We start from the raw sequence: 20,003 nt of genomic DNA, 5'->3' as shown, positions 1-20,003 counted from the left end.
GATGTTACTCAATGAGGGTGGTACCGCGAGTTTTCTCGTCCCTATTTAGGGATTCGAGGAAACTCTTTTTTTATACTTTCTTATTTTGGTCAATGATAGAAAGTATGAATTAGAACGAATAAAGAACTTATTTTAGGAGGATTTTGAATGAGTTATAAAGATACGCTCTTAATGCCGCAAACTGAATTTCCGATGCGCGGGAATCTACCGAAACGTGAACCGGAAATGCAAGAACGCTGGAATCAAGAAAATATTTATGAAAAAGTACAAAACCGTACAAAAGGTCGTCCGTTATTTGTGTTACATGATGGACCTCCTTATGCTAATGGTGATCTCCACATGGGGCATGCCTTAAATAAAATTTTAAAAGACTTTATTGTACGTTATAAGTCAATGTCTGGTTTCCATGCTCCTTATGTACCTGGATGGGATACTCATGGTCTTCCAATAGAAGTTGCATTAACTAAGAAAAAGAAAATTAAACGTAAAGAAATGTCTATTGCTGAATTTAGAGAACGTTGTAAAGACTATGCGTTAGATCAAATTGACAGGCAACGTGAACAGTTCAAGCAATTGGGTGTGCGTGGTGATTGGGATAATCCATATATTACATTAAAGCCTGAATTTGAAGCACAACAAATTAAAGTATTTGGTGAGATGGCTAAACGTGACTTTATCTATAAAGGTAAGAAACCTGTTTACTGGTCGCCTTCATCTGAATCCGCATTAGCTGAAGCTGAAATTGAATATCAAGATAAGCGCTCACCATCAATTTATGTTGCTTTCGATGTTTCTGATGGTAAAGGTGTCTTAGATGGTGATGAGCAAATCGTCATTTGGACGACAACGCCTTGGACGATTCCAGCAAACTTAGCTATTGCTGTTCATCCGGACCTAGAATATGTAGTCGTTGAAGCTGACGGACGTAATTTTGTTATTGCTCATGATTTACTTAATGAAGTATCTGAAAAACTAGAATGGCAAGAAGTTAACGTAGTTAAAACATTAAAAGGCGCTGAATTAGAACATGTTGTGGCTAAGCATCCAATCTATGACCGTGATTCATTAGTTATTTTAGGTGTTCATGTGACAACTGAATCAGGTACGGGTTGTGTTCATACTGCTCCAGGTCACGGGGAAGATGACTTTTGGATTGGTAAACAATACGGTTTAGATGTTCTTTGCCCAGTTGATGAGAAAGGTGTCTTTACTGATGAAGCACCTGGTTTTGAAGGTCAATTCTATGACAAGGCGAATAAAGAAATTACAGAGAAATTAGAAGCAGAAGGTGCTTTACTTAAACTTGAGTTTATCACTCACTCGTATCCGCATGACTGGCGTACAAAAAAGCCAACAATCTTCCGTGCGACATCTCAGTGGTTCGCTTCTGTTAAAGATTTTAGAGAAACTTTACTTGAAGAGATTAAAAATGTGAATTGGCATCCTGAATGGGGTGAGGTTCGTATGCACAACATGGTCAAAGACCGTGAAGACTGGTGTATTTCTCGTCAGCGTGTTTGGGGTGTACCAATTCCTGTATTCTATGGTGAAGATGGTGAACCGATTATTACTGAAGAAACGATTGAGCATGTTGCTGATTTATTCAGAGAGCACGGTTCAAATGTTTGGTTCGAACGTGAAGCTAAGGAGCTTTTACCGGATGGGTTCACACATCCATCAAGCCCTAACGGTGAATTCACTAAAGAAACAGATATTATGGATGTTTGGTTTGATTCAGGTTCAACTCACCAAGGTGTATTGTTAGAACGCGAAGATTTAGCTCGACCTGCAGACCTTTATCTAGAAGGCTCTGACCAGTATCGTGGTTGGTTTAATTCTTCATTAACGACATCTGTTGCTGTAACTGGTAAAGCACCTTACAAAGGCATCTTAAGCCATGGGTTCACGCTAGATGGTGAAGGACGTAAGATGAGTAAATCTATGGGTAATGTGATGGTACCTTCTAAGATTATGAAGCAGCTTGGAGCGGATATCTTACGCCTTTGGGTTGCAAGTACAGATTATTCAGCTGACGTAAGAGTTTCTGATAATATCTTAAAACAAGTAGCTGAAGTCTATCGTAAGATTCGTAACACATTCCGTTTCTTACTTGGTAACTTACATGACTTTAACCCAGCAACTGATGCAGTGGCTGATTCAGATTTAGAAGAAGTTGACCGTTATATGCTTATTCGCTTACAAGAAACGGTTCGCAAAGTAAGAAAAGCTTATGATGATTATGAATTCTCAACCATTTATCATACAGTTAATAATTTCTGTACAGTTGATTTAAGTTCTTTCTACTTGGATTTTGCAAAAGATATTTTATATATTGAGCAAGCGAATGATCACCGCCGTCGTAGTATTCAAACCGTTTACTATGAAATGGTCGTTAGCTTAAGTCAATTATTATCACCGATTTTATCTCATACATCAGAAGAAGTTTACCAATATATTCCTGGTGTTGAGGAAGACAGTGTACAATTAACTGATATGCCAGAAGGTAGATCTGTTGAAGGCGAAGCAACGATCAAACAAAAATGGGAAGACTTTATGGATATTCGTGAAGATGTCTTAAAAGCTCTTGAAGAAGCACGTGCGGATAAGGTCATCGGAAAATCACTAGAAGCTAAACTAACAATCGTCCCTAAAGATGAAGCGACTATGGATTTATTAAACTCAATGGAACATCTGCATCAATATTTAATCGTATCTGAAGTTAATTTATCTCAGAATCACGATTTAGCTAAATCCTATAATCGTGTATCTGTAGCTGTTGAAAAACATGAAGGTGAAAAGTGTCAGCGTTGTTGGGTATCATCTCACACGGTTGGTAACAATGAAAAACACCCTGAATTATGTGAGCGTTGCGCAGATATTGTAGGTTAATTTTTTAAGATATATTATGTTTAGAAATAGATTTATCGTGTCATTTATTTGGAGCTGTTAAATATTAATGTTGATAAAATAAGTGAAAATTATTAATACGTAAAGCAAAAGGCGGCGACTCCTGCGGGAACAGCGCGAGCCGAAAATCACGCAAAACGAACGGCAGTGAGTTTTGGGAAGTTGAGGCCGTGCCCGCGGAAAGCGTCCGCCTGTAGCGATTCGTAGAATCAACAACATACTTTAATGTAGCCATTTAACTAATCAGCTTTAAGATTTATTTGAATAGAAGATTACTTTTAATTATACGAGCCTCTACTAATCATTTTAGTAGGGCTCTTTTATTTATTTACAAAAGTAGGGCATTTCTTTTTTTATTCCATTATTAATCGTCTTAACGTTGTTTTTATGGTAAAATTCAATAGGATAGTTAGTAATGGAGGTAGCATTGTGAGATATTACATATTAACACTAATCATTGTTTTCCTAGATCAATTAACTAAATGGACCGTCACAAGGTCGATGGATTTGTATGAATCAATAGAAGTGATCCCTGGATTCTTATCCATTACTTCTCATAGAAATTCCGGGGCTGCCTGGGGAATTTTAGAGGGACAGATGTGGCTGTTCTATATAGTAACTGTCATTGTTATTGGTGTGCTGATTTATTACATGAATTTATACAAAGATAGTTACCCTGGTTTGATGATCGGATTTGCATTTATACTTGGTGGTGCTATTGGTAACTTTATTGATCGAATTTTATTTCAAGAAGTAATAGACTTCATTGATGTTTATATATTTAATTATGACTTCCCAATATTTAATATAGCTGATTCAGCACTAACTGTAGGGGTAGTATTATTTATTGTGTTTATGTTGATTGATGAAATGAAAAACAAAGGAAAGAAATTCAATGGATAAACAAACATATGTTGTAACAGAAGAATACAAAAATAAGCGTATTGACAAAGTATTAACTCAATTAAACCTAACTGCCTCACGCAGCCAAATCCAGTCTTGGATTAAAGATGGTTATGTTACAGTTAATGGTGAACATGTCAAAAGTAATTATAAGTGTCAGTTAAGTGACGAGTTAGCTTGGGAAGAACCAGAAGTGCAAGAACTTGAAATTGAACCTGAAAATATACCGCTAAATATTATTTATGAGGATGAGCATTTACTCGTTGTTAATAAAGAAAAAGGTATGGTTGTTCACCCTTCCCATGGTCATCGAACTGGAACATTAGTACATGCATTACTTTATCATTGTAACGATTTATCAGGAATAAACGGGGTTTATCGTCCTGGTATTGTACATCGTATTGATAAAGATACAAGTGGTTTATTGATTGTAGCTAAACATGATCAAGCGCATGAAAAACTTTCAGAACAACTTTCTAATAAAGAAATAAAACGTCAATATGAGGCTATAGTTCATGGCACCATTAATCATGATAAAGCCACTATTGATGCGCCGATTGGCCGCGACCCTAATGACCGTCAAAAAATGGCTGTTGTGGAAAATGGAAAGCCAGCGATAACTCATTTCTCAGTAGTTGAACGTTTCGATAAGTTTTCTCATGTGTACTGTGATTTAGAAACTGGAAGAACCCATCAAATTCGTGTTCATTTTCAATACATTGATCATCCACTTGTTGGTGACCCTAAATATGGCAGAAGAAAAACGTTAGATGTCCAAGGACAAGCTCTGCATGCTAGGAAATTATCGTTTATACATCCGATCACAGGGGAAAAGTTAGAATTCACCTGTGAACCACCTAATATTTTTAAAGAAACATTAGAAAATGTCTCTAAAATCTATTGACATTTATACATTATCAAGTAAAATAAGCAATTAGAATATAAACCTTTAAACATAGTCCAGAGAGGCTATCAAGGTGACAAATTGTACGGATATTTGGGGATTAGTATATCTAAAACCTCTTTTGTCACCTTGTGTGCCAAAAGAGGTTTTTTTGTGTGATTTGTTTTAGGAGGGATGTTATGCAAGAAAAAACTCAGCTACTTGATGAAGCAGCTATAGCAAGAGCAATCAAAAGAATATCTCATGAAATTATCGAGCGAAACAAAGGTACTGATGACTTGGTTTTAGTTGGAATAAAAACTCGAGGAATGCCTTTAGCAAAACGTATTCAAACAAATATTGAACAAATTGAAAATGTAAAGGTAGAAACTGGTGAATTAGATATATCACTTTACCGAGATGATCTATCTAACAAGGATTCTGTCGATGAAGCAACGGTTAACCAAACAAATATTCAACAGGACATTTCTGGAAAGAAAATTATTCTTGTAGATGATGTTCTTTTTACTGGACGTACAGTTCGAGCAGCAATGGATGCGATTATCGATATTGGAAGACCTGAAAGTGTACAGCTAGCTGTCTTAATTGATCGAGGACATCGTGAGTTACCAATCAGAGCTGATTACGTAGGCAAAAACATCCCAACTTCAAAGGATGAAGTCATTAAGGTTCAACTCGTTGAATCGGATGAAATGGATCAAGTAAGTATTTTTGAATAATTTAATAGATCGAACCTTTAAAAGATAGTCCAGAGAGGCTAAGAAGGTTGTGAATGTAACTTGTGTCATATTACCGGGAGTAGTATGTACAGGTATACCTCTTTGCGACCTTTCGCAAAGAGTTTTTTTTATGGCAATAACTATAGAGTAATTATAAAAATAAGGAGAGAAAAACATGAACACAAATGAGAGAGTATTAGATGTAAGAGACGTACCAAATTGGAACAAGTGGTTAATTCTAAGTTTACAGCATTTATTCGCGATGTTTGGAGCAACAATTTTAGTACCATTTTTAACTGAAATGTCTCCGAGCATTGCTTTAATTACAAGTGGATTAGGGACACTTGCTTACTTAATAATTACTAGAGGTCAGATTCCAGCTTATCTAGGTTCTAGTTTTGCTTTTATTACGCCAATTGTTGTAGCAACGCAAGTGGAGAGCCTGGCTGGCGCAATGGTTGGTGCTTTCTTAGTAGGTGTTGTTTATGGAATTGTCGCCTTATTTATTAAATTGGCAGGTGTAAACTGGTTACTAAATATTTTACCGCCAGTTGTTGTTGGACCAGTGATTATGGTGATTGGTCTTGGATTAGCTCCTACAGCTATTGATATGGCAATGAATAAAGATGGGAACTACAATTTAACGTTTATTGGAATCGCTCTTGTTACTTTAACAATAACAATCGTCGCATCAATTTTCTTTAAAGGTTTCTGGAAGATCATCCCGATTCTTCTAGGTATTGTTGGAGGATATATCTTCGCACTAATACTTGGTGTGGTAGACACCAGTGGAATTAAATACAGCTGGAACGAATTGTTGAACGCTAATGGTTTTGGAGAATTGATTGCTGCTATTTTCACAAAACCAGAATTCCTAATACCGTTTGTTGATTTTTCACCATTTGATGTGATTAGTTGGTCAATCGTTGGTATTATGGTTCCTATCGCTCTAGTAACCATCACAGAGCATATTGGTGACCAGATGGTATTATCAAAAGTTACAAACAAAAACTTCATTAAGAAACCAGGACTTCACCGCTCAATTCTAGGTGATGGTGTAGCTACGATTATTGCATCAATGCTTGGTGGACCACCGAACACAACATATGGCGAAAACATTGGGGTTCTAGCCATTACAAGAGTTTTCAGTGTATTTGTAATCGGAGGAGCTGCTGTACTAGCGATTTTCTTCGGATTTATCGATATCATCTCAGTACTAATTAAATCAATACCAACGCCAGTTATGGGAGGGGTATCAATTCTTCTATTCGGTATTATCGCTTCAAGTGGTTTAAGAATGTTAATAGATAACAACGTCGATTTAGGTAAGAATCGCAACTTAATTATTTCATCAGTCATTCTGGTTATTGGAATCGGTGGTATGTATATTCAAATTCAACTACCAGAGTTTGATTTACAGCTTTCAGGCATGGCTCTATCAGCAATTATCGGTGTCATTCTGAACTTGATTTTACCTGGGCGAGAAGAAGCAAAGGGTAATGATGAAATGTTTGAAACGGATCATAAACAAGCAAGCTAAGGAGGCTTTATATGAATCATTTATTCTCAATTAATGACTTGTCAGTAGAAGATATTCATCAATTAATTGATGATGCTAATGAGATTATTGAGTCATCAGAGTCGCCGCATTTACCACATACAGGAGCTCTATTATTCTATGAACCTTCGACTCGGACGAAAATGAGCTTTGAAATGGCTTGTATAAATTCAGGTGTGAATCTTTTATCATTCGCACCTGAAACTTCAAGCGTTACAAAGGGAGAATCCCTTTACGATACAGTAAAAACTGTTGAAGCAATCGGTGCTGAATTTGTAGTGATTCGTCATAATCAAGAACGATACTATGATGAATTAAACCAAATATCCATACCTATTATTAATGCAGGAGATGGTTCAGGTGAGCACCCTACACAAAGTCTTCTGGATTTACTAACGATTAAACAAGACTTTGGTCACTTTGAAAATCTAGTTATAACTATTTGCGGTGATATACTTCATAGCCGGGTTGCACGATCTAATGCTCAAATTTTATCAAAGCTTGGTGCCAAAGTTCAATTTGTCGCTAAATCAGAATGGCATGATCAAAGCTTACCTTTTGAATATGTCACTATGGATGAAGCTGTTAAAGAATCTGATGTCATCATGCTATTACGAGTGCAAAACGAACGACACAAACAAACTTATCAATGTGAAGATTATTTAGATCAGTACGGATTAACTGTTGAAAGAGGAAAACTAATGAAACCAAAAAGTATTATCATGCATCCAGCCCCTTTTAATCGGGGAGTCGAGATTGATAGTTCGCTAGTGGAGTGTGAACGGTCTCGTATCTTTAAACAAATGTCAAACGGGGTAGCCATGAGGCAAGCGATTATAAATTTTTATATAAACCAAGGAGGGTTAACATATGACATTACTCATTAAAAATGTTCAATTATTAGATCACGAGTCATTAACAGACGTTCTTATTAAAGAAGGCAAAATAAAATCTATTGGTTTAAATCTATCGAGCACAGAAGCTGAAGTGATCGACGCAAAAGGTAACTACTTATTCCCAGGCTTTGTGGATGTGCATGTTCATTTACGCGAGCCAGGTGGTGAAGCTAAAGAAACGATTGATACAGGAACATTAGCAGCCGCTAGAGGTGGATTTACAACAATTTGCCCAATGCCGAATACTAATCCTGTTCCTGATTCAAAAGAAACATTACAACATGTATTAGAACGAATTGAAGATACAGCTCATGTTCGTGTATTACCTTATGTTGCTATTACAAAAGATCAACAGGGTGAAGAGCTAGTGGATTTTGAATCGCTTAAAGAACAAGGTGCATTTGCTTTTACCGATGATGGTGTAGGCGTTCAGTCAGCTCACATGATGTATCGTGCGATGAAGCAAGCAAAAAAAGCTGGATCTTCGATTGTTGCACACTGTGAAGAAAACACTCTTGTTTACGATGGTGTGATGCATGATGGCAACAAAAACATTGAACTTAACCTACCAGGCATTCCATCCATTAGTGAATCCGCTCATATTGCTCGTGATGTTCTTTTAGCTGAAGCAACGGGTTGTCATTATCATGTATGTCATGTCAGCACAAAAGAATCTGTAAGAGTTATTCGAGATGCCAAGGGCGCTGGTATTCCAGTTACAGCTGAAGTTACTCCTCATCATTTATTACTTACTGAAAATGATATTCCATCAGACGATGCGAATTATAAAATGAATCCTCCATTACGATCGAAAGCAGATCGCCAAGCCTTAATTGACGGATTGTTGGACGGTACGATTGATTGTATCGCAACTGATCATGCTCCTCATACAGAGCTGGAAAAATCTAACGGTTTCCTCAACTCACCATTTGGAATCGTTGGTCTAGAAACGGCCTTTCCACTTTTATATACAAATCTAGTTAAGAAAAATATTTTTACTCTAAAACAGTTGGTTGATTGGTTAACAATCAAGCCTTCTAAAATATTCAACCTTCCTTATGGAAAATTAACGATTGGTTCAACAGCAGATTTAGTACTAGTTAATTTAGAACAATTAGAGTCAGTTGATGTTAAGAAATTTGCTTCAAAAGGTTCTAACACGCCTTTTAATCAATGGAAAGTTCAAGGAATACCGATGTTAACCATTGTGGATGGAAATATTGCTTGGAGAAAGGAAGAAGTACATGCATAAACGTTACTTAATACTAGAAGACGGGTCGATTTTTGAAGGTAAAGCATTCGGGGCTACTTTAAACGAGAAAGTTGGGGAAGTCGTCTTTAACACTGGTATGACAGGTTATCAAGAGACATTATCTGATCCTTCTTATTGTGATCAATTTGTTGTTATGACCTATCCTTTAATCGGTAATTATGGAATCAATCGAGATGATTTTGAAACGATTCAACCACCTATTTCAGGGTTAATCGTTAAAGAGTGTGCTGAATACCCTTCAAACTTTCGAAAAGAATGGACATTACATGAATACTTACAACAGAAAGATATACCTGGTTTAGCTAATGTTGATACTAGAAAACTTGTTAAAATTATTCGTCAGCAAGGTACAATGACAGGAATTATGACAGACAACATCGATCAAATAGACGAGATTAAAGAAAAATTAAAAGAAACGAAACTTAGAAATGATCAAGTAAAACGTGTTTCTACTGTTAAACCGTATGTCGTACCTGGCCAAGGTGAACGGATTGTGCTAGTAGATTTCGGAATGAAGCACGGGATCTTAAGAGAGTTTACTCAACGCCATTGTCATGTGACGGTTGTCCCATATAACATCACTGCAGCTGAGGTCTTACAGTTAAAACCTGACGGAGTCATGCTGTCAAATGGACCAGGTGACCCAAAAGATGTACAAGAAGGCATTGAATTAGTTAAAGGTTTAATTGGCAAAGTTCCTGTATTCGGAATTTGTCTGGGTCATCAGTTAATTGCTTTAGCTTGTGGAGCTGATACGCACAAAATGAAATTTGGACATCGCGGTTCGAACCACCCAGTAAAAGATTTGAAAACAGGCGAAGTATGGATGACTTCTCAAAACCATGGTTATGCAGTGACACGTGAATCATTAGCAAAAACAAGTCTTAAAGAAACCCAAGTTGCATTAAATGATCATACTGTTGAGGGTTTAGAACACGAAATATATGAAGTTTTTTCTGTTCAATATCATCCTGAAAGTTCACCTGGACCTCAAGATTCAAACACGCTATTTGATGTGTTTTTAGAAAAAGTAAATGGAGGAATGATTCATGCCTAAACGAACTGATATTGAGAAAATTTTAGTAATTGGATCTGGACCAATCATTATTGGTCAGGCGGCTGAATTTGATTATGCAGGAACACAGGCCTGCCAAGCATTAAAAGAAGAAGGCTATGAAGTAATTCTAGCCAATTCAAACCCAGCCACAATCATGACTGACGATACAATGGCTGATCAAGTTTATATGGAACCTTTAACTCCTGAGTTCCTGGCAAAAATTATTCGAAAAGAAAAACCAGATGCTATTTTACCAACTCTAGGTGGTCAAACAGGATTAAATATGGCGATGGAGCTCGACCGCAGAGGAATTCTGGAAGAGAACAATGTTGAGTTATTAGGTACTAGACTAAGTGCTATTCAACAAGCTGAAGATCGTGAATCGTTTAGAAGTTTAATGTATGAATTAAACGAACCAGTACCTGAAAGTGAAATCGTTCAAACTGTAGATGAAGCACTAAAGTTTGCTGAATTGACTGGATACCCAGTTATTGTAAGACCAGCCTATACGATGGGTGGAACTGGAGGAGGTATATGTGAGACCGAAAAACAACTAACAGAAATTATTCGTAATGGTTTAGATGCCTCTCCTGTTAACCAGTGTTTGATTGAGAAAAGCATTGCCGGTTTTAAAGAGATTGAGTATGAGGTTATGAGAGATGGAGAAGATCACGCTATTATTATTTGTAACATGGAAAACGTCGATCCAGTTGGTATCCACACAGGCGATTCAATAGTTGTTGCACCATCACAGACATTGAGTGACCGTGAATATCAATTATTAAGAAATGTTTCATTAAAAATTATAAGAGCGTTAGAAATTGAAGGTGGATGTAATGTTCAATTGGCATTGGACCCATATAGTTTTAATTATTATGTGATTGAAGTTAATCCGCGTGTTAGCCGTTCGTCAGCCTTAGCTTCTAAAGCAACAGGTTATCCAATTGCAAGAATTGCAGCGAAAATTGCTGTAGGGTTAACGTTAGATGAAATGATCAACCCAGTTACTGGATCCACATATTCACATTTTGAACCTGCTTTAGATTACGTTGTGACAAAGATACCTCGTTGGCCGTTTGATAAATTTCATGCAGCTAACCGTAAGCTTGGTACACAAATGAAAGCAACAGGGGAAGTCATGGGAATTGGTCGAACGTTTGAGGAGTCATTATTAAAATCGATTCGTTCACTTGAAATTAATACGAAAGATTTATTACTGCCAAAAGTTCACGATTTATCGATGGAGCAACTGATGAAACGACTAAAAGTTGCAGATGATGAACGCTTGTTTTTAATTGCTGAAGCATTCAGAAGAGGTTTTACATTAGAAGATATCCATCAATACACAGAGATTGATTTGTTCTTTTTATACAAGTTGGATCAGTTAATTAAACTAGAACAGCTTTTAAAGACTAATCATTGGAATGCAGAACTGTTGAAAGAAGCAAAAGAGAAAGGTTTTATGGATGAAACGGTTGCGAGATTCTGGGAATCAACAGAAGAAGAAGTTCGCTCGTTCCGTTTATCCAGCCAACTTAAACCTGTATATAAAATGGTAGATACGTGTGCAGCTGAATTTACGTCAGAAACACCTTATTTTTACAGCACGTATGAAGAGGAAAATGAATCAATTGTTACCAGCCGAAAAAAGATTCTGGTAATTGGGTCTGGTCCAATACGCATTGGGCAGGGAATTGAATTTGATTATGCAACAGTACACTCAGTGTTAGCACTCAAAGAAGCCGGATATGAAGCAATTATAATGAATAATAATCCTGAAACAGTTTCAACAGACTTTCAAATATCAGATAAATTATATTTTGAACCACTGACGCTTGAAGATGTACTAAATGTCATTGATTTAGAACAGCCAGAAGGTGTGATTGTACAATTCGGTGGTCAAACAGCTATTTCATTAGTAGACGGTTTAGAGAAATATGGTATACCAATTCTCGGTACATCAAAAGAATCCATTGATTGTGCTGAAGATCGCGATAAATTTGAAAATATGCTTGAAAAGTTAAATGTACCAAGACCTATGGCTCGCATAGCAACTAGTGAGGTTGAAGCTATTGAACAGGCTCAATCATTAGGGTTTCCTGTATTAGTTCGCCCATCGTACGTCCTTGGTGGAAGAGCGATGGAGATTGTATATGACGAGAGTGATCTAAAACATTATATGAAGCATGCTGTAGAAGTTCATCGAGATAAACCTGTGTTAATTGATCGATACTTAACAGGTGTCGAATTGGAAGTGGACGCGATATGTGACGGAGAAACAGTTGTGGTTCCTGGAGTTATGGAACATATCGAGCGAGCAGGCGTTCACTCAGGCGATTCGATTGCTGTTTATCCTACGCAGAACATACACCCTAGTATTAAAGAACAATGTGTTGAAATAACAAAACAAATTTCTAAAGAACTTAACATTATCGGCTTAATCAATATTCAATTTGTTTATCACAACAATGAAGTATATGTATTAGAAGTTAATCCACGCTCAAGCCGAACCGTACCGTTTTTGAGCAAAATTACTGGAGTGACGATGGCCAATCTAGCAACTCAAGTGATGTTAGGTAAATCATTGCATGAACTAGGTTATTCAGAAGGGTTAATTCCAGAGCAAGACCTGATTTCAGTTAAAGTACCTGTATTTTCTTTTGAGAAGTTAAGAAGTGTTGATATTACTTTAGGGCCTGAAATGAAATCAACAGGAGAAGTCATTGGGCGAGACCGGGTGATGGAAAAAGCTTTATACAAAGGGATGATTGCTTCCGGCCTATCAGTACCAACTGAAGGCGCTGTATTACTAACGGTTGCAGACCAGGATAAAACAGAGATGCAGGCCATTGCACGACGATTCCACGCCATTGGGTTTGAACTTTATGCAACGGAAGGTTCAGCAAAGGTTATTGAATCAATGGGGCTTCCAGTTCAAACTGTTAACAAAATTGGAGCCCAAAATGATCTACTCGATTTAATCGAAACTGGAAAAGTCCAATTTGTCGTGAACACTTTATCAAGAGGAAAACAACCTCATACGGATGGATTTAGAATTCGTCGTGAAGCGGTTGAACATGGAGTGGCTTGCCTGACTTCATTAGATACAGCAAAAGCAATTCTTAGTGTAATCGAGTCGATGACATTTACTGCTCAGCCAATGCCTAAGCAGGATACGGTGGTGTTAGTTTGATTTTACAACAAGACTTATCCATTGTTTCAAATAAAGTTATTGCCAAAGACACATATGAAATGGTGCTTGAAGGGGATTTAGTTCAACAAATTAAGCGGCCAGGACAATTTATTCATATAAAAATTGGAGAAGGGTTTTCACATATGTTAAGACGCCCTTTCTCCATTGCCGATTATTCGCTTGAAACAAACCAACTCGTCATTATTTACAAGGTAATTGGAGAAGGTTCTAAATGGTTAAGTAAACAATCAGATCAGAGTTTCATTAATGTATTAGGGCCATTAGGGAACGGGTTTGAGATTGACCATCTGGCTAACCAAAACGTGCTTGTAGTTGGTGGAGGAGTGGGGGTACCTCCTCTATACGCCCTCACTAAACAGCTCAGTCAACGCAATGACGTTAAGGCAGTCTTAGGCTATCAATCAAGCGATTCGGTTTTTTATGAAGAAAAATTCAATAAATATGCAAACACAACAGTCGCTACAAATGATGGTAGTTATGGAGAAGAAGGATTTGTAACTGATGTGATTAACCAAATGCAAAATCAAGTTGATTACTATTTTGCTTGCGGCCCTTTAATCATGTTAGGAGCTATCCAACTCCAATTGAGGGATACTCAAGGTCTATTATCTGTTGAAGAGCGTATGGGCTGTGGTGTGGGAGCTTGTTTTGCTTGTGTTTGTGAAGCTGATAATGAAAAAGGTTATGTGAAGATCTGTCAAGATGGTCCTGTATTTCATTCTAATGAGGTGACATTATATGAATCTATCAGTTGATTTAGGAGGATTACAGTTAAAGAATCCAATTATGCCTGCCTCAGGATGCTTTGGTTTTGGGAAAGAATTTAGTCAGTTTTATGATTTGAGTGAGTTAGGAGCTGTTGTGATAAAAGCTGCAACAGGTGAACAGCGATTTGGTAACCCAACGCCAAGAGTAGCAGAAACACCGTCTGGCATGCTTAACGCAATAGGTTTACAGAACCCTGGCGTTGATAAGATTATGGAACAAGAACTACCATTCCTGGATTCATATGATACACCTATTTTTGCAAATGTGGCTGGAAGTACTTTAGAGGAATATGTTCAAGTAGCAGAAAAATTATCTCAACATCCTACCATTAAAGCTCTTGAATTAAATATTTCATGCCCAAATGTTAAAGAAGGTGGGATTCAGTTTGGGACAGACCCTAATCTAGCTTATGAGTTAACACGAGCTGTTAAGCAAGTCTCAAAAAAACCTTTATTTGTAAAGTTATCACCAAATGTCACTGATATTACTGAATTGGCAAGAGCTGTTGAAGAAGCTGGAGCTGACGGATTGTCAATGATTAACACCCTTACAGGGATGGCTATTGATAAGCAAACTCGTAAACCTCTGATCGCAAATGAGACGGGCGGATTATCGGGGCCAGCTATTAAACCTATAGCTATTCGAATGATTCATCAAGTTCGAGAACAAACTGATTTGCCCATCATTGGAATGGGAGGAATTTGCACAGCGGATGATGTTATTGAATTTTTACTTGCCGGATCTAATGCTGTTGCGGTTGGAACTGCAAACTTTCATAATCCATTAGTTTGTAAAGAAATCATCGATGAATTACCAGAAGCATTGAAACGCTATAAATTTACATCGCTTGATGAATTAAGAGAGGTGGCGGTTTCGTGAGAGACTCACTGTATATTGCCTTAGATTTTTCCTCCAAAGACTTAGCATTACAATTTTTAGATGAACATCAATTAGACCGAGTGCCAGTAAAAGTAGGTATGCAACTTTTTTATCGTGAAGGTCCGTCGTTGATTAAAGAATTGAAACAGCGAGGTCATTCTATATTCTTGGATTTAAAGCTTCATGATATCCCTAATACGGTTTATGCTGCGATGAAAAGTCTTGGAAAATTAGAAGTTGATATGGTTAATGTTCATGCAGCTGGTGGTGTTGAAATGATGAAAGCAGCTTGTGAAGGGTTGCGTGATGGAGCGGAAGGCAAAGCCCCTAAGTTATTAGCAGTCACTCAATTAACATCTACTGATTCTGAGATGTTAAAAGATGAATTATTAATCGACGCTCCAATTGATCAAGTTATAGATTCATATGCCATGATGTCAAAAAAAACAGGTATTGATGGAGTTGTCTGTTCTGTTCATGAAGTCAAACGAATAAAAGAACGTTGTGGCAGTGACTTTTTGACATTAACTCCTGGAATACGTTTAAAAGGTGATCGCGCTAATGATCAAAAACGTGTAGCTACTCCACAATTAGCTAAACAGCAAGGCACAAATTATCTTGTGATTGGCAGGAGTGTCACACAAGCTGATAACCCTAAAGAAGCTTATAATCAAGCATTAAAGGAGTGGGAAGATGAGTATAGCCAAACAATTAAGTAATATAGGGGCTTTAAAAGTTAATACAGATCAATATTTTACGTGGACGTCTGGATTAAAGTCACCTATATATTGTGATAACCGCTTAATAATCTCTTACCCTAACGTCAGAGAAGATGTTATTAAACAGTTTGTAAGTTTAATTGAAGAGTCTTATTCAGATGTTGATGTGATTGCCGGATGTGCAACGGCTGGTATTCCGCATGCAGCTTGGGTTGCTGATCGACTGCAAAAGCCGATGATTTACGTAAGAGATAAAGCGAAAAGTCACGGATTAAACAATCAAATCGAAGGCCGTTTACTAGAAGGTCAGAAGGTTGTAGTCATTGAGGATTTGATTTCAACAGGTGGAAGCTCCATTAAAGCTGCTAACGCAGTTAGAGAAGCGGGTGGAGATGTTTTAGGAATTCTATCTATTTTCTCCTATAACTTGAAAGCGAGTAAAGATAATATGGATAAACATAAATACAACTCAACCAGTTTACTTACATTTGATTCACTTATTGAAGAATTAAAGCAAAAAAACCATTTTAATCATAACCAAGTGGAGACATTATTGCAGTGGAGAGATGCATTATAATTGCCATATACATTACATAAACCTCTCCATGAATCAATATGATAATATAGATTTATAGATTGTTGAGGTGGAGAGGTTATGGTCTTTCGTTCAAAAGTTGATCAATTTTTTATTAATATTATATGTATTTCAATCATAATCACGGGGATTGCTATCCTATGGCCAATTTTATTTGACCCCGAAATGACCGATGGAATATTACTTATGCTTTTATCAATATTTATTGTCACAACTGGGTTTATTGTATGGGTGTCATTTGATATTAAATATACTATGTTTGAAGACTATTTGTTGGTAAAGGCTGGACCTGTTAGAAGTAAAATTAGTTATGAAGAAATTACATTAATTACTACAACTAAAGATATTTTTACAGGTTATCGGTTATTGTCCTCAAGAGATGCTTTAGAAGTTTTTTATAAGTCAGGTTGGATGGGAAGTGTCAAAATTTCACCTGAAGACAAACAGTCCTTTATATCTGAGATTAAAAAACGCAGTCCTGATGTTAAGGTAAATATAAGTGATGGGTATAATAGGAGGGATTGAATTGTCTAATAACAATGGGCCGAATAAACCTTTTAATGATGTTGTTGATCACTTTCAAAAAGTAGAGGGCATGCCTACTAAACCTGCAAGAATGAATCATCTTCCATTACCTATAAGAATTATAGGTTACTTTTTCATAGGCTGTTTTATATTAACTTTTGGATTAATTGTTATTTCTAAAATTTTTATGTAGGTCATTTTAGTTTAAAACAAGGCACTCTGGAATGTATTCCAAAGTGCCTTGTTTTTTGTAAGTGTTCGCTTATAAAGATCATAAACGAATTATTTAAAAGGCCATACAGTGTAAACCTTTTATTTTTGCTTTAATTGATTGATCTTATTTTCATCAGGTGTGACATAAAGCGTTTGTTGATTGTCATAAATTACGTATCCAGGTTTTGCACCATTTGGTTTTTTAACGTGTTTAACAAACGTATAATCCACCGGGACTGAAGAAGAATGTTTTGCTTTACTATAAAATGCAGCAATGGTTGCAGCTTCTGCTAAAGTGTCTTCGCTTGGTTCGTTTGAGCGAATAATTACATGGGAACCTGGAATATCCTTTGTATGCAACCAGACATCATCTTTACTTGCCATACGGTTAGTAACAAATTCATTCTGTTTATTATTTCGTCCAACTACAATCTCCGTACCGTCTGATGCTTGGTAGTAATCGGGTTGAATTTTCTTTTTACCTTTTTTCTTTTTAGATTGTTGTTTTTGTTTAATATAGCCTTGTTCTTGTAATTCCTCACGAATATCTTCAATATCTTCCTCACGTGCTTGTTCAAGTTGTTGAATGAGTCGTTCAAAATAATCAATTTCTTCTTTAGCTTTATCAATTTCTACTAATACAATTTCTTTAGACTTTTTCAGCTTTTGATAGTTTTTAAAATAATGCTGAGCGTTTTGGCTAGGAGATTTATTTGGGTCAAGCTCAATAGTTAATTCACTTTGTTCGGGATCGTAATAATCCATGACACTCACTTGAGTATCACCGAATTTAATCATGTGCATATGGGCGGTTAAAAGCTCACCTTTTTTCTGGTATTCATCGGCTTTTTCAGCTTTCTTTAATGTTTTTTCATGCTTTTTGATTTTACGTAAGTTTTTGTCCCGCTCATTTTTTAGCCAACGCATTAAATCGTGAGTTCTACCCTTAACTCGGTCACGTTCAGCTTTTCCTTTGTAAAACTGGTTTAACATTTCGCTTACTTGATCATAGGATACTTTGTCATCATTTTGGCTAACTAAATCAAGTACATGAAAATCATCTTTTTTACCAGTAGTTATAAAAGGTGCATAATCATGATCAGATAACTGTTGTTTAAACTCTTCAAAAACTTGTTTATACGTATCTGCTGTGCCAAGATAAGCTTTTCCTGCTATAGCTTGAGTTACATTCGGAGACACGCCCATTATTAAATTCAATATCTGTCTATCCATTTTTCCCTGGTTGAAGTCCAATTTCCGTACAAAGGATTCACTGTCCAGTTTTAATGGATTCATCTTTCCTTGATCTGGTGGTGATACATAATTTTGACCAGGTAAAATAGAACGATGTCGATTCTGGAGTGAGCTAATATGTTTAAAGCTATCTAAAATCATCTCACGTTCAGGGTCAACTAAAATAACATTACTATGTTTACCCATGATTTCAATAATAAGTGTTTTATTTTTCTCATCACCAATTTCATCTTTGCTGCGAACAGATATGTGAATAATCCGTTCTAATTCTACTTGCTCAACTGTTTCAATAAAACCAGCGCTCAAGTGTTTCCGTAATACCATACAAAACATCGGAGGCTCTTTTGGGTTGTTATATTTCTCATCGGTTAAATGAACACGCGAATAATTCGGGTGAATTGAAATAAGTAAATGTTTGTTCTGACCATTTTTACGAATTGTAAAAATAAGTTCTGTTTCAGTTGGTTGATAAATTTTTGTAATTCGTCCGCTTGATAATTCTTGTTGAAGCTCTTCAGTGACGGCTCGAGTTACGATTCCATCAAATGCCATAATAATCACCTCTATACGAAGAATAGTATAGCATGAATAATATTTAAAACGTTAGGGGTAAAAGGATAACTATTGAAAAAGTTGTTTATTTAATGCAACAATAAATAAGTAGTCGTTTTGTCACATAAAAGAATGGAGTAGGTGAAGCAATTGGTAAATAGCATGACTGGTTTCGGTCAAGCTCAAGGTAAAATAGACCAAACCACCATTTCAATTGAAGTCAAGACAGTTAATCATCGTTTTCTAGATTTTTCATTTAAAATGCCAAGAGAATTCCTGGGATTTGAAGATGCGATGAAACAAAAAATTAGACAGTATTTTAACCGCGGGCGAATTGATGTATTTATTAACATTTCTGGTGAAGGCGTTCGTTCTAAAGACATACAAGTTAATTGGAAGACATTAGATCAATACTTAAAAGCACTTGAAGAAATAAAGGAAAAAAGAGACATATCAAGTGACATTGAGTTTGAAGACCTTCTTCAATTGGAAGGGATTTTTATAGAAGAAGAGAATGCTGAAGTCGATGGAGAGGTACAAGATAAAATAATAGAATTATTAGAAGAGGTTCTTCAGAAAGTTAATGCTATGCGTCAGGATGAAGGGGCAGCATTAAAAGTAGAAGTATTAAATCGAATCAATAATGTTAAAGATTATACAAATGAGCTAGAGCAACATATTGATACGATTCAGAAAGAATATCAGGAAAGAATTAAAGAACGCATTCATTCCCACTTGAATGATACAGCGCAAGATGAGTCGCGTATTATTCAAGAAGTTGCAATCTTAACCGATAAATCAGATATAACCGAAGAAATTACACGATTATTTTCCCATGTCGCTCAAGTTCAAGAGGCGGTTAATCTTCATCAACCTATAGGAAGGAAATTAGATTTTATTACACAAGAACTATTACGAGAAACGAATACAATTGGTTCTAAATCAAATGATGTTCGAATTAGTAAGATTGTTGTAGCATTAAAAAGTGAAATAGAGAAAATTAAAGAACAAGTACAAAATATTGAATAATATTTGAGATTTTACCTATTTTTAGACTATAATAATAA

Annotated in this window: 17 protein-coding genes and 1 other annotated feature (1 of these 18 only partly in view); of the genes, 16 read left to right on the top strand and 1 reads right to left on the bottom strand. The window is 36.3% G+C overall.

The genetic code is table 11. The features are described 5' to 3' along the window. Positions 1–46, top strand: a binding site (T-box leader) (it extends 170 nt beyond the left edge of the window). A gap of 101 nt (positions 47–147) precedes the next feature. The 15 genes from ileS to E3U55_RS05465 all read left to right on the top strand — a co-directional run bounded on the left by ileS (position 148) and on the right by E3U55_RS05465 (position 17,110). Beyond that, positions 148–2,889 (top strand): isoleucine--tRNA ligase, encoded by a 2,742-nt coding sequence (ileS, locus tag E3U55_RS05535; protein ID WP_134339352.1) that lies wholly within the window; start codon positions 148–150, stop codon positions 2,887–2,889. A 444-nt stretch (positions 2,890–3,333) separates the two neighbouring features. Beyond that, entirely contained in the window at positions 3,334–3,810 is a 477-nt protein-coding gene (lspA, locus tag E3U55_RS05530; RefSeq protein ID WP_323740403.1) for a signal peptidase II, read from the top strand. Then, the gene (locus E3U55_RS05525) at positions 3,803–4,714 is read left to right on the top strand and encodes an RluA family pseudouridine synthase (RefSeq protein WP_134339350.1); all 912 of its coding nucleotides are present in this window, start codon (positions 3,803–3,805) and stop codon (positions 4,712–4,714) included. Before lspA ends, E3U55_RS05525 begins: the two co-directional genes overlap by 8 nt. A gap of 179 nt (positions 4,715–4,893) precedes the next feature. Next, positions 4,894–5,433 (top strand): bifunctional pyr operon transcriptional regulator/uracil phosphoribosyltransferase PyrR, encoded by a 540-nt coding sequence (gene pyrR, locus E3U55_RS05520; RefSeq protein WP_134339349.1) that lies wholly within the window; start codon positions 4,894–4,896, stop codon positions 5,431–5,433. Positions 5,434–5,608: 175 nt separating this feature from the next. Then, positions 5,609–6,973: a uracil-xanthine permease family protein gene (locus E3U55_RS05515; RefSeq protein WP_134339348.1), complete on the top strand. Its 1,365-nt coding sequence runs from the start codon at positions 5,609–5,611 to the stop codon at positions 6,971–6,973. An 11-nt stretch (positions 6,974–6,984) separates the two neighbouring features. Continuing rightward, positions 6,985–7,878, top strand: a complete 894-nt coding sequence (locus E3U55_RS05510) for an aspartate carbamoyltransferase catalytic subunit (RefSeq protein WP_134339347.1) — start codon at positions 6,985–6,987, stop codon at positions 7,876–7,878. Next, a complete protein-coding gene (locus tag E3U55_RS05505) occupies positions 7,862–9,139 on the top strand; it encodes a dihydroorotase (RefSeq protein ID WP_134339346.1) in 1,278 nt (425 codons plus the stop codon). Before E3U55_RS05510 ends, E3U55_RS05505 begins: the two co-directional genes overlap by 17 nt. Next, a complete protein-coding gene (locus E3U55_RS05500; protein WP_134339345.1) occupies positions 9,132–10,217 on the top strand; it encodes a carbamoyl phosphate synthase small subunit in 1,086 nt (361 codons plus the stop codon). The genes E3U55_RS05505 and E3U55_RS05500 overlap by 8 nt, the downstream gene beginning before the upstream one ends. Further along, positions 10,210–13,410 carry a carbamoyl-phosphate synthase large subunit gene (carB, locus tag E3U55_RS05495; RefSeq protein ID WP_134339344.1) on the top strand — a complete coding sequence of 1,067 codons (3,201 nt, stop codon included), beginning with the start codon at positions 10,210–10,212 and terminating at the stop codon, positions 13,408–13,410. The genes E3U55_RS05500 and carB overlap by 8 nt, the downstream gene beginning before the upstream one ends. Next, positions 13,407–14,186, top strand: a complete 780-nt coding sequence (locus E3U55_RS05490; protein WP_228547478.1) for a dihydroorotate dehydrogenase electron transfer subunit — start codon at positions 13,407–13,409, stop codon at positions 14,184–14,186. Before carB ends, E3U55_RS05490 begins: the two co-directional genes overlap by 4 nt. Further along, positions 14,170–15,078 carry a dihydroorotate dehydrogenase gene (locus E3U55_RS05485; protein WP_134339343.1) on the top strand — a complete coding sequence of 303 codons (909 nt, stop codon included), beginning with the start codon at positions 14,170–14,172 and terminating at the stop codon, positions 15,076–15,078. Before E3U55_RS05490 ends, E3U55_RS05485 begins: the two co-directional genes overlap by 17 nt. Further along, positions 15,075–15,797 carry an orotidine-5'-phosphate decarboxylase gene (gene pyrF / locus E3U55_RS05480; protein ID WP_134339342.1) on the top strand — a complete coding sequence of 241 codons (723 nt, stop codon included), beginning with the start codon at positions 15,075–15,077 and terminating at the stop codon, positions 15,795–15,797. The genes E3U55_RS05485 and pyrF overlap by 4 nt, the downstream gene beginning before the upstream one ends. Continuing rightward, on the top strand, positions 15,772–16,374 hold the full coding sequence (gene pyrE, locus E3U55_RS05475; protein WP_134339341.1) for an orotate phosphoribosyltransferase: 603 nt from the start codon (positions 15,772–15,774) through the stop codon (positions 16,372–16,374). The genes pyrF and pyrE overlap by 26 nt, the downstream gene beginning before the upstream one ends. Positions 16,375–16,452: 78 nt before the next feature. Then, entirely contained in the window at positions 16,453–16,917 is a 465-nt protein-coding gene (locus E3U55_RS05470; protein WP_134339340.1) for a PH domain-containing protein, read from the top strand. Position 16,918: 1 nt separating this feature from the next. Further along, the gene (locus E3U55_RS05465; RefSeq protein ID WP_228547477.1) at positions 16,919–17,110 is read left to right on the top strand and encodes a hypothetical protein; all 192 of its coding nucleotides are present in this window, start codon (positions 16,919–16,921) and stop codon (positions 17,108–17,110) included. Between the two features lie 119 nt (positions 17,111–17,229). Here the strand turns inward: E3U55_RS05465 and E3U55_RS05460 are convergent, their stop codons facing one another. Beyond that, a complete protein-coding gene (locus E3U55_RS05460) occupies positions 17,230–18,936 on the bottom strand; it encodes an Rqc2 family fibronectin-binding protein (RefSeq protein ID WP_134339338.1) in 1,707 nt (568 codons plus the stop codon). Between the two features lie 141 nt (positions 18,937–19,077). On the opposite strand from E3U55_RS05460, the gene E3U55_RS05455 reads away from it, so the two are divergent. Next, a complete protein-coding gene (locus E3U55_RS05455) occupies positions 19,078–19,965 on the top strand; it encodes a YicC/YloC family endoribonuclease (RefSeq protein ID WP_134339337.1) in 888 nt (295 codons plus the stop codon). The last annotated feature ends 38 nt before the right edge of the window (positions 19,966–20,003 follow it).

The organism is Filobacillus milosensis, assembly GCF_004402015.1.
Taxonomy (GTDB): Bacteria; Bacillota; Bacilli; order Bacillales; family Alkalibacillaceae; genus Filobacillus; species Filobacillus milosensis.
This window is presented reverse-complemented; position numbering and strand designations above follow the sequence as displayed.